This is a genomic window from bacterium (genome assembly GCA_035307765.1).
In the GTDB taxonomy this organism is placed as follows: domain Bacteria; phylum Sysuimicrobiota; class Sysuimicrobiia; order Sysuimicrobiales; family Segetimicrobiaceae; genus Segetimicrobium.
This window is the reverse complement of record DATGHU010000001.1, coordinates 19,442-30,144: the sequence shown is the minus strand read 5'-3', so window position 1 is coordinate 30,144 and position 10,703 is coordinate 19,442. Positions and strand designations below refer to the sequence as shown.

Here is a 10,703-nt window from a genome sequence, read left to right as displayed (position 1 = left end):
CGAAGCCGATCGTGCGGTGACCCATTCGGTCGCATCGTGGATCCTCCAGGGCGGGGATTGGACCGGGCCGGCGTCGGGGGCCCACCCCCCGGTTCCGTGTGCCCGTTCCCCCACTACTACACCGGCCGCCGCGGTTTGGATTGGTCGGACTCCCCGTGTAACGCCGGCGCCGGGCCGTTTGATGTCCGTGAGTGCCCGGGGAGGAGACCGCGAACCGGGAACGCGAAATAATGGCACGCGCCCGTGATCGGCGCCGGTCCTACGCTTTTCCGTGAGGCGATGCGTGAACAGCCCCCTGGCGTTTATCGATCGGGAAATCGCCGAACTCCGCGAACAGGGGGCGTTCCGCTGGCCGCGCGAACTCCAGGGGGAACAGGCTCCCGTCTGCGTCTACGACGGCCGCCGGGTTATCAACCTCTGTTCGAACAACTATCTCGGCCTGGCCAATCACCCCCGACTCAAGGCGGCGGCGCGTCGGGCGATCGACGAATGCGGGGTCGGTTCGGGGGCGGTGCGGACGATCGCCGGGAACATGGCGATCCACCGGGCACTGGAGGTGCGGCTCGCGGCGTTCAAGCGCACGGAATCGGCGCTGCTCTTTCAATCCGGGTTCGCGGCGAACGCCGGCACCGTGTCCGCCCTCCTGGGGAAGGAAGATGTGGTCGTCAGCGACGAGCTGAACCACGCCAGCATCATCGACGGCTGCCGGTTGAGCGGCGCGGGCCGAAAGATCTTTCCCCACCGCGACGTCGCGGCGGCGCGGCGGTGCCTGGAGGAATCCCGGTCGGCGCGGCGGGTGCTCGTCATCACCGACGGGGTGTTCAGCATGGACGGCGACATCGCCCCGCTGGCGGAGCTGGTCGCGCTGGCCCGGGAGTTCGGGGCGATCATGATGGTGGACGACGCGCACGCCAGCGGGGTCGTGGGGGCGGCCGGCCGGGGAACCGTCGAACACTTCCACCTGCACGGGCTGGTGGACATTCAGGTCGGGACCCTCAGCAAGGCGTGGGCCGGACTGGGCGGCTACGTGGCCGGCAGCCTGCGGCTGGTTGAATACCTGATGCAGCGGGCCCGCCCTCTGCTGTTCAGCACGTCCCACCCTCCCTCGGTCGCCGCGACGGCCATCGCGGCCCTCGACCTGATCGAACAGGAGCCGGGCCTCATCGATCGGCTGTGGGACAACACCCGAGCCTTCAAGGCGGGGCTTCAGCGCCTCGGGTACGATACGGGGCGCAGCGAAACCCCGATCACCCCGGTGATGGTCGGGGACGAGGCGCTCGCCGTTCGGTTCTCCGACCGCCTCTTCGAGACGGGGGTGTTCGCGCTGGCGATCGGCTTCCCCACGGTGCCTCGCGGCAAAGCCCGGCTGCGGACGATCGTCACGGCCGGGCACAGCCCCGCGGACTTGGCACAGGCGCTGGAGGTCTTCGCACGGGTGGGACGGGAGCTCGGCCTGATCGGCTAGGCGGCTGGGTGCTATACTTGGGGGTGCGATGCCCGAGTTTCTCACCGTCGTCACGCCCGCAGACGCCCGCGCCCGTTTCGCCCGAGCCTATACGCCCGTCCCCCGGGGGACCGAGCGGGTGTCGCTGCGCCGCGCCTACCGCCGGGTCCTGGCCGAGGACGTGGTCGCCTCCGAAGATCTTCCCGAGTTCGACAAGTCCACGGTCGACGGGTACGCGGTCCGCTCCGCGGACACCGCGGGCGTCGCCAACGGGCGGCCGGTGCGCCTGGCGATCGTTGGCGAGGTGCAGATGGGCGAGTCGCCGAGGTTCGCCGTGGATTCGGGTCGGGCGGCCCGCATCCCAACCGGTGGGATGCTGCCGCGGGGGACCGATACCGTGATTATGCTGGAGCAGGTTGAACCCCGAGGCGCCGACGCGATCGAGGTCGGACGCCGGGTCGCCCCCGGCGAGAACGTCATCCGCCGGGCCGAGGACGTTCGGCGGGGAGACGTGGTGCTGCGCCGGGGCACCCAGCTCCGCCCGCAGGATGTCGGCCTGCTCGCGGGGATCGGGGTCGTCGACGTCGATGCCTTCCTCCGTCCCCGGGTGGCGGTGCTCGCCACCGGCGACGAGATCATCCCCCCCGAACGCCATCCTGCCACCGGCCAGGTCCGCGACATCAATACATACACGATCTCGGCCCTCGTCGAGCAGGAGGGGGGGGTACCCGATGTGTACGAGATCATCCCCGACGACCGGGATCGGCTGCTTGGGGCGATGCGGTCGGCGTGCGCGGCGGCCGACCTCGTCTTGGTCAGCGGGGGGAGCTCGGTCGGGGAAAAGGACTCCGTCGCTTGGGCGATCAACACGCTGGGACGGCCGGGCGTCGTGGTGCACGGGGTCAGCATCAAGCCCGGGAAGCCGACGATCCTCGGCCTCGTCGGCGGCACGCCGATCCTCGGGCTGCCCGGCCACCCCGTGAGCGGGATGGTGATCTTTGATGTGTTCGTCCGCGATCTGCTGCGCGGGCTCGCCGGCCGGACCGCGGAACGACGTTTCGGCCGGAGCGTCCGCGCCCGGATGGACGGGCGCGTTCCCTCCGCCGGGGGTCGGGAGGACCACGTGCGGGTGTTGCTCGAGGAGCGCGACGGGGTGTTGTGGGCCGTGCCGCAGCTCGGGAAATCCGGGATCATGACGACGATGACCCGGGCCGACGGCCTGGTGGTCGTCCCTCTCGGGCAGGGGGGGGTGGCCGCGGGGGCCGAGGTCGACGTCGAGTTGTTCGATCCGTAAGCCGTCCCCGCTCCCGTCGACGGCCCATGGTGGGGGGTGGATGGGATCAGAGGGTCCAGGGAGGGTGCGCGATGTTCGTTCCCCTGACGCCGCTCGATTACAAGCGCAGGGCGGTGCGGAACTTCGGCGACAAGATCGGGGTCGTGGACGAGGAGCGCCGTTTCACCTACCGCGAGTTCGGCGAGCGGGTCGACCGGCTCGCGGGCGCGCTGCGCAGCCTCGGGGTGTCGCCCGGCGGCCGGGTGGCGTTCATCGACTACAACACCCACCATTTGCTTGAGGCCTACTACGGCGTGCCGCAGGCGGGCGGCGTCCTGACGCCGATCAACATCCGCCTCGCCCCCGAGGAGATCGCCTACGTCCTTGGCCACTGCGGGGCCACGGTGCTCTGCTACCACCGCGACTTCCAGGATCTCGTCGACCGCGTGCGGGGAAGTCTCCCATCGCTTCGCCACGCGGTCATCATCGAGGGGGAGGATCCGGAAGCGCACCAGTACGAGACGCTGCTCGCCCGGGCCACCCCCGATCCGGGACCGGAGATTCTGCAGGTGGACGAGAATGCCGTCTGCGAGCTGTTTTACACCAGCGGCACGACCGGGCGCCCCAAGGGCGTGGCGCTCACCCACCGCGCGCTGGCGCTCCACGCGCTGTATTTCAGCGTCACGATGCGGATGTCGGACGCCGACCGGGTCCTGCACGTCGTCCCGCTCTTTCACGTGAACGGCTGGGGGACTCCTCAATCCCTCACCGCGGTCGGCGGGACCCACGTCATGCTGCGCAAGATCACGGCCCGGGACATTCTGCGGCTCATCGATCGGGAGCGGATCACGATCCTGCTCGGGGTGCCCACGATCTACAACACGCTGATCAACGAGCCGACGATCGGGACGTTTGACCTGACCAGCCTGCGCCGGGCCGTCAGCGGCGGCGCACCGGCCTCCCCCAGCCTGATCCGGGCGATGGAGGAGAAGCTGGGGTGCCTCTGCGTCGTCGGCTACGGGCTGACCGAGACCTCGCCGCTCCTCTCGAAGGCGCTCCCCAAGGCGCACCTGGGGGGCGGGGGCGAGGACGACCTGCGGCGGCGCTCCACGACCGGGTTCGAGGTGATCGGGGTGGACATGCGGGTGGTGGACGGAGACGGACGCGAGGTGCCGGCCGACGGCAAGAGCGTGGGCGAGATCGTGACCCGAAGCAACGTCGTGATGGACGGGTATTTTCGGGACCCGGAGGCGACGGCGGCGGTGATCCGCGACGGATGGTTTCACACCGGCGACATGGCCGTCGTCGACGCCGAAGGCTACACGACGATTGTGGACCGCAAGAAGGACATCATCATCAGCGGGGGCGAGAACATCTCCTCGGTGGAGATCGAGAAGGCGCTCGCCGCCCACCCCGCGGTGTTCGAGTGTTCGGTGATCGCGGTGCCCGACGAACGGTGGGGGGAGACCCCGAAGGCCCTGGTCGTGCTCAAGCCGGGGCAGCGGGTGGCGGCGGAAGAGATCATCGCGCACTGCCGGCGCCGCCTGGCGGGTTTCAAGGTGCCGAGCTCGGTGGAGTTTCGGGAGACCCTCCCGAAGACCGGGACCGGGAAGATCACGAAGCACGAGCTGCGCGAACCGTACTGGCGCGGGTATGGGAAGCGTGTCCACTGACCGGGCCGCCCGGCGGCCGCTGACCCATCTGGACCGCCTGGGACGGGCGCGGATGGTCGATGTGGGCGACAAGCCGGAGACCGTTCGGGAGGCGATCGCCCGGGGCGCCGTGGTGATGGCACCCGCCACCCTCCGCATGATCACCCGCGGGGCGGCTCGTAAGGGCGATGTGCTCGCGGTCGCGCAGATCGCCGCGATCGCCGCCGCCAAGCGGACCTGGGAGCTGATCCCGCTCTGTCACCCGATTGCGCTGAGCGGGATCGCCGTCGAGCTGACCCCCGATCCGCGCCGCTCCCGGGTGGAGATCACGGCGCGGGTGCGGACGGTCGGGCGCACCGGCGCGGAGATGGAGGCACTCGTCGCCGTGGCCGCGGCCGGGTTGACCATCTACGATATGCTCAAGGCCGTCGAGCGCGGGATGCGCATCGAGCACATCCGGCTGGCGCGGAAGTCCGGGGGCAAATCCGGGACCTACATCCGCCGCGAACCGGCGGCTCGGCGCAGCCGGGTGGGGAGGCGCGGTCGATGACCGCCGAGAAGCGGCTCAGCGGCGTGCGCTGCGGGATCGTCACGGCGAGCGAACGCGTCAGCCGCGGTCAGGGTAAGAACGAAAGCGGACAGTACCTCGCCCAGGCGCTGGCGGCCGAGGGAGCCGAGGTGATCGCCCACATCGTGGTGCCCGACGACCTTGAGATGATCGCCAAAACGCTGGCCGACATGGCCGATACGCTGCAGGTCGATCTCGTGCTGACCACCGGCGGCAGCGGCGTGGCGCCCAAGGACGTGACCCCCGAAGCCACCCTCAGGGTGATCGAGCGCCAGGTGCCCGGCATCCCCGAGGCGGCGCGCGTGGCGACCGTGTCCGCAGCGCCGCTGGCCATGCTCTCGCGGGCCGTCGCCGGGATCCGCGGCCGGACCCTGATTGTGAACCTCCCCGGCAGCCCGCGGGGCGTTCGCGAGTGGCTGACCGTGATTCTCCCGGTGCTTCGGCACGCGGTCGATCTGCTCCGGGAGGCCCAAATGGAATGGGGCCGGGAGCATAAGCCATAGCCGAAGTCGTGCGGCGGGAGATGCGAATGAAACTACGGGGCGGAGGCGGCCTGGAGCGCCGGTTCCACGGTCTCGTCCCCGCCCACCAAATGGGGGTTGGGGAAGCGGGCGAGGCGTTCGGGATGGCTACCCCGGTCGTGGAACGAATCCAACGCCCCCGGGGTGGTGGCGATCACCGTGCGGAAATACTCCCGGGCGCCGGCGACCGCCTCGGGGAACGCGGCGGCAAAGTCGAGCGGAGCCCCCTCCGGCTGAGCGGCGAGCGCGCGCCCCAGAAAATAGGTGAACGGCGCCCCACGCATAATCTTCCCGGTCTCTCGGACGCCCCACCAATCCCATTCGTCCCGACCCACCGCGGGGAGGGCGACCCCTGCGATCCCTCGGACGGCGTCCGCCAGTCGCTGCGCGAAGCAGGCCTCGGCAATGAGCACGCGCCTGGACGTCCGGAGGTTCCTCCAGAGGGGGGGGATGACCAGATCCCAACCCAGGTTCCTGTCGAGCCACTCGTACTCGCTCGCCACGTACAGCAGCGCCGTGTCCCCGGGGCGGACCCGCGCAGCCAGCCAGCCGACGGAGCGTTGGAGGAGGATCGGGTCCAAATCGTTCCGGAGGAGGAGGATGTGATCCGGCGACCACCCCCGTCGCGTCAGCACGGTGAGCATCCGCGTGGAGTTGGCGTACGCGACGGGAAGGTCGGGATACCGGCCGGAGAAGGAGTTGTGCTCGATCAGGACTGCCCAGTTCGATGGCGGGGAGGGCAGGGCGGTCGCGGTGCGCGGATCTCCCCCCAAGACGACCGCGAAGAGGAGCCCGATCCCCGTGACCGCCAGCCACCGCACGTTGCTTCGTCCTTCGATGTGCACCCGAAGGTCCCCTTCCGGTGCCGACCTTGACACGTCCGCGCCGCTTTGAGTACACTCGTCCGGGCCCGAGTCGTCCCGCGGCCCCCCACGCCGATGCCGCTGCTCCTTACCGCTGATCTCACCAAGTCATACGGGGCCTCCCCGGTGCTGACCGGGGTCTCCTTCGCCCTGGAGCCGCAGGAGAAGGTCGCGTTGGTCGGCCGGAATGGGGTGGGCAAGACCACGCTGCTGCGCGTGGTGGCCGGGCTGGAGGCCCCCGACGGCGGCGCCCGCACCGTCGCCAGCGGCGCGGTGATCGGGTACCTGCCGCAAAATCCCGAGGTTGATGAAACGCGCTCGCTCTGGGACGAAGCGGCCGCGCCGTTCGCCCACGTCGCCGCGACCGAGCGGCGCCTGGCGGAATTGGAGGCGCTGCTCTCGGCGCCGGAGGTGCACGGGGACGACGCGCGCCTCTCGGGAGCGCTCGAGGAGTACGGACGCCTCCGCGATCAGTTTGAGGCGCGCGGTGGGTTTACGTTCGAGGCGGAGGTTCGGCGGACGTTGAGCGGGTTGGAGTTCCGCGAGGAACAGTTCCACCAGCCGCTCGCCTCGATGAGCGGCGGGCAGCGGTCCAGGGCGGCGCTCGCGCGCCTGCTGCTCACCGGGCCCGATCTGCTCCTCCTCGACGAGCCCACGAACCACCTTGATCTCGACGGCCAGGAATGGCTCGAGTCGTTTCTCAAGCAGTACGCGGGGGCGATGCTCCTCGTGAGCCACGACCGCTTCCTCCTCGACGCCGTGACGACGCGAACCTTGGATCTCGAGGACGGGCGGATCGAGGAGTACCCTGGGAGCTATTCGTACTACGTCATCGAGCGGGTCGCCCGCCGGGCCCGCCAGCAGGAAGCCTTCGAACGGCAGCAGGAAGAGATCGACAACTTGAAAGCGTACATCCGCCGGTATCATGCCGGCCAGAAGAGCCGGCAGGCCAAGTCGCGCGAGAAGCGGCTGGCGAAAATCCAGCCGGTGGCCGCGCCGAGGACCCATCGCACCGCGGCGATTCACCTTGAGGCCCCACGCCGCAACCCCCAGGTTGTGCTCCGGCTGCGCGGCGTTACCAAACGCTACGGGAACCTGGAGGTATTGGGGGGAGTGGATCTGGAGGTCCATCGGGGGGAGAAGATCGGGTTGATCGGGCCGAACGGGGCAGGGAAGACCACGCTCCTTCGGATCATCGCCCGCACTGAACCACCGACGGCCGGTCACGTCGAGCCGGCCCCGGGGATGCGCATCGGCTACTTCGCCCAGCACTCTGAGGATTCACTCGATCTGAACCAGACGGTGCTGGGGGAGGTGCTCGGCGCCCGCCCCGTGACGCCCGCCCAGGTCAGGTCGCTGCTCGGCCGGTTCCTGTTCTCGGGGGAGGACGTCGACAAAAAGGTGGCTCAGCTGAGCGGCGGGGAGCGACGGAGGGTGGCCCTGGCGAAACTCGTTCTGGATCGACCCGACGTCCTGCTCCTTGACGAGCCCACGACCCACCTCGACCTCACGACGCTGGAAGCTCTGGAGGGTGCGCTTCGAGGGTTTCCCGGGGCCATCTTGTTCGTCTCGCACGATCGGTTCTTCATCGACCGGCTGGCCGGCCAACTGCTGGTTCTGGGGGAGGGTCGTGTGCGGTCGGTACCGGGCCCCTACCATAAGTACCGGGAGGGATTGGCGGGGGCGCCGACCGCCGGGGGAAGGAATCTTGCCCCCAGGCCGCCTGCGGCTCCGGTCGCTGATCGCCGTGCCGGCCAAACGACCCCGGAGGTGCCCGGGACGGCACCCCATGCGTTGCCTTCGGCGAGGGAAGCGGGGCAGCGTTCTCCACGACCATCTCGGAGGTCCGTTGCGGCCCCGCGCGTGGCGGAGCCGACGGCGGAAGAGGTCATCGATCAGATTACCGCGTTGGAGCGGGAGATGGGCAACCTGAGCCGGCTGATGGGGGATCCGGAGCTCTACCGCGATGCCGGCCGCGCGCGTGAGACAGTCCAACGGTATGAAGAGGTGACCGCCGCGTTGGAATCTCTCTACGCCGCACTTGAAGGTGGTGGAGGGCGGGCGGATGCGTGACGGGAGCGGCTGCTTCGCCTGCGGTCCGCAGAACCCGATTGGGCTTCGCCTGAAGTTTACGGCGGAGGGGGATCGCGTCCGGGCGGAGTTTACCCCGGGCTCCCATTACCAGGGATACGAGGGCGTCCTGCACGGCGGCATCGTCACCGCGGCTCTAGACGACGCGATGGCCCAGCTGTTTCACATGCGGGGCCAAGAATCGCTCACCGCTCGGCTGGAAATCCGCTTCCGCCGCGAGGCCCCGGTCGGCAGGCGGTTGGTGGTGATCGCGACGCTCACCGGCGAGCGGGCGAAACTGTATACTGCCGAGGCGGTCCTTTCCCTGCCCGACGGGACCCCCCTGGCTGAGGCCAAAGGGACTTTCGTCCGCGGTGCGTGAGAGCCATGTCCCCGGGCGCCACCCAGGACGCGGGCACGAAGTCGGTAGCGACCAACCGCCGTGCGCGGCACGAATTCTGGATCGAGGAGACTCACGAGGCCGGGATCGTCCTGACCGGCACGGAGGTAAAATCGCTCCGCGAGGGCCGCGTGAACCTCTCGGACGCATTTGCCCGCGTCGTCGGCGACGAAGTCTGGCTGCACCACCTCCATATCAACCCGTATGCGCAGGGGAACATTCACAACCACGATCCTTTGCGGACACGCAAGCTCCTGCTGCACCATCGCGAGATCCTTCGTCTTAGGAGCAAGACCGACCAGAAAGGCTACACGCTGGTGCCGCTCCGCCTGTACTTCCGGCGGGGTGTGGTCAAGGTCGAACTCGCCGTCGCGCGTGGGCGGCACCTGTACGACAAGAGGGAGCGGATCGCCGAGAGGGACGCGGAGCGGCGGATCGCCAGAAACCTGGGCGCGAGGACGCCGAGACCTCGTCGTTCGTAGCCGCATACGGCTCCGGGCCCCTTCATGCTCGTGGTATAATATATCTGTTGGCTCCGTCCATCTCTCCAGAATGGGGGCGAAAGGTCTCGACTGAGCAGGCAGAAGCAGGGTGGCGCGCCGAGGTGGTCCAGGTCCTCGCTAAACAACTGGACGGCGCATACACGCCGATACACAGCTCGCTTACGCTGCTTAACTAAGTAGCGTCGCTCGCCCCGCTACGCCGGCGGGCGGGGGTCGAGCGTCAACAGTCGGCTGCTCCGGCGTTCTTCGCTCCGGGAACGCCGGCTAAGACCCAGAGAGCTAGCGGTTTGGAATCCCGCCTGCGGGAGTCCAGCCTCGCGAACCCAAATTCGCAGGATACGCGCGTAGATGCCTTGCCCTCGCGGCTTCAGGACGCGGGTTCGATTCCCGCCGCCTCCACCAAGAACCTGGCAACATCCGACTGCACGGCACTGCTAGACGCCGTACTTTCCGCGGGTTTCGGCCCCTCAGACGGCAGAACAGGATCTGTGGGATCGCTTGACTCCTCTACTTGACGAACGTCGTCGGGGGTGCACCCTTGGGGACCAGGTAGGTCGCGACGATGTACGTGTAGCCGGAACTCCGGTTGATGAATTCACCCACCTCATTCGGCTTCTCGATCCAACTTTGCCCAGCCTTAATAGTTTTCTCTCCAACCTCTCGTGACAACAGGGTGGCCTCGCCGGAGATCACGGTGCCCACCACAGGCCCACTGTGATAGTGCCAGGGCACGCCGCTCCCTGGGGCGAGATTCGCGACGACATTGATCAAGTCATACTCGCCCGTCGCCACGGTGATTGGGAACGCGGCCCGGGATACTGTGACGGGGGCAGGCGGCGTGGACGTCTGACCAGTGGCACGCGCCACGGCCCCCCCACCGATGCCCAGCACAATCACGGTACAAAGCGCGACCAACAACCTGCTTGTCATCTCGACACCTCCCTTATAGACAGTCCTGCTTCCAACGCTGAGACCAACTGGCGAGATTAGTTTATGGAAAGACCGCACCAGGACGCATCGTGGAAAGTACGGATTCAACGATACGTAGCCACGGATACGAACCCTGCAGGCGATTCTATATTTGAATGGTTGGCGGGGCCAATGCACGAAGGGGTGGTCACGACTTCTGTTCAGTACCCGTTCGCCCGCACGGAGCGTCAACGCTCGAAGCAGTGCTTGCCGCTGCGCAACCACGTCCGGAGTCATGTACATTGCTTCTACGCGTCTTGACGCTCGGTATGAAACATAAAGTCCCGTGAATTCACCCCCGGACGACCCCTCCGCGTCTGCTCGGTCTGCATTTGAAGCGCATACTGCCGGAGCGCGGTTACGAGACCAGTCTATGGGAAAGCGTGCTGGAGACACCGTGGACAGTACGCATTACATGGGACGTAGCCGAGGGTATCTGT

The 10,703-nt window shown here is 68.2% G+C and carries 10 protein-coding genes and 1 other RNA gene; 9 read left to right on the top strand and 2 right to left on the bottom strand.

Translation table 11 applies throughout. From position 1 onward, the window contains the following. The first annotated feature begins 283 nt into the window (after window positions 1-283). The 5 genes from VKV57_00115 to VKV57_00095 all read left to right on the top strand — a co-directional run bounded on the left by VKV57_00115 (window position 284) and on the right by VKV57_00095 (window position 5,440). Window positions 284-1,465 carry a glycine C-acetyltransferase gene (locus tag VKV57_00115; protein HLW58309.1) on the top strand — a complete coding sequence of 394 codons (1,182 nt, stop codon included), beginning with the start codon at window positions 284-286 and terminating at the stop codon, window positions 1,463-1,465. Window positions 1,466-1,493: 28 nt separating this feature from the next. Beyond that, window positions 1,494-2,738: a gephyrin-like molybdotransferase Glp gene (glp, locus tag VKV57_00110; protein HLW58308.1), complete on the top strand. Its 1,245-nt coding sequence runs from the start codon at window positions 1,494-1,496 to the stop codon at window positions 2,736-2,738. A 71-nt stretch (window positions 2,739-2,809) separates the two neighbouring features. Continuing rightward, window positions 2,810-4,390: a fatty acid--CoA ligase gene (locus tag VKV57_00105; GenBank protein ID HLW58307.1), complete on the top strand. Its 1,581-nt coding sequence runs from the start codon at window positions 2,810-2,812 to the stop codon at window positions 4,388-4,390. Next, on the top strand, window positions 4,380-4,919 hold the full coding sequence (gene moaC, locus VKV57_00100; GenBank protein ID HLW58306.1) for a cyclic pyranopterin monophosphate synthase MoaC: 540 nt from the start codon (window positions 4,380-4,382) through the stop codon (window positions 4,917-4,919). The genes VKV57_00105 and moaC overlap by 11 nt, the downstream gene beginning before the upstream one ends. Continuing rightward, complete coding sequence (locus tag VKV57_00095) at window positions 4,916-5,440, top strand: MogA/MoaB family molybdenum cofactor biosynthesis protein (GenBank protein ID HLW58305.1); 525 nt, start codon at window positions 4,916-4,918, stop codon at window positions 5,438-5,440. The genes moaC and VKV57_00095 overlap by 4 nt, the downstream gene beginning before the upstream one ends. Window positions 5,441-5,472: 32 nt before the next feature. Here VKV57_00095 and VKV57_00090 read toward each other — a convergent pair whose 3' ends face one another. Beyond that, a complete protein-coding gene (locus VKV57_00090; protein ID HLW58304.1) occupies window positions 5,473-6,303 on the bottom strand; it encodes a hypothetical protein in 831 nt (276 codons plus the stop codon). A gap of 93 nt (window positions 6,304-6,396) precedes the next feature. Here VKV57_00090 and VKV57_00085 point away from each other — a divergent pair, with 93 nt between their 5' ends. From VKV57_00085 to ssrA, 4 genes are all read left to right on the top strand, one after another. Next, window positions 6,397-8,394: an ABC-F family ATP-binding cassette domain-containing protein gene (locus VKV57_00085; GenBank protein ID HLW58303.1), complete on the top strand. Its 1,998-nt coding sequence runs from the start codon at window positions 6,397-6,399 to the stop codon at window positions 8,392-8,394. Beyond that, window positions 8,387-8,773: a PaaI family thioesterase gene (locus VKV57_00080; protein ID HLW58302.1), complete on the top strand. Its 387-nt coding sequence runs from the start codon at window positions 8,387-8,389 to the stop codon at window positions 8,771-8,773. Before VKV57_00085 ends, VKV57_00080 begins: the two co-directional genes overlap by 8 nt. Before the next feature lie 5 nt (window positions 8,774-8,778). After that, window positions 8,779-9,273: an SsrA-binding protein SmpB gene (gene smpB / locus VKV57_00075; GenBank protein ID HLW58301.1), complete on the top strand. Its 495-nt coding sequence runs from the start codon at window positions 8,779-8,781 to the stop codon at window positions 9,271-9,273. A 72-nt stretch (window positions 9,274-9,345) separates the two neighbouring features. Further along, window positions 9,346-9,696: a transfer-messenger RNA gene (gene ssrA, locus VKV57_00070) on the top strand. A 105-nt stretch (window positions 9,697-9,801) separates the two neighbouring features. On the opposite strand, the gene VKV57_00065 is transcribed toward ssrA, so the two are convergent. After that, on the bottom strand, window positions 9,802-10,224 hold the full coding sequence (locus VKV57_00065) for a cupin domain-containing protein (protein ID HLW58300.1): 423 nt from the start codon (window positions 10,222-10,224) through the stop codon (window positions 9,802-9,804). Window positions 10,225-10,703 lie beyond the last annotated feature (479 nt).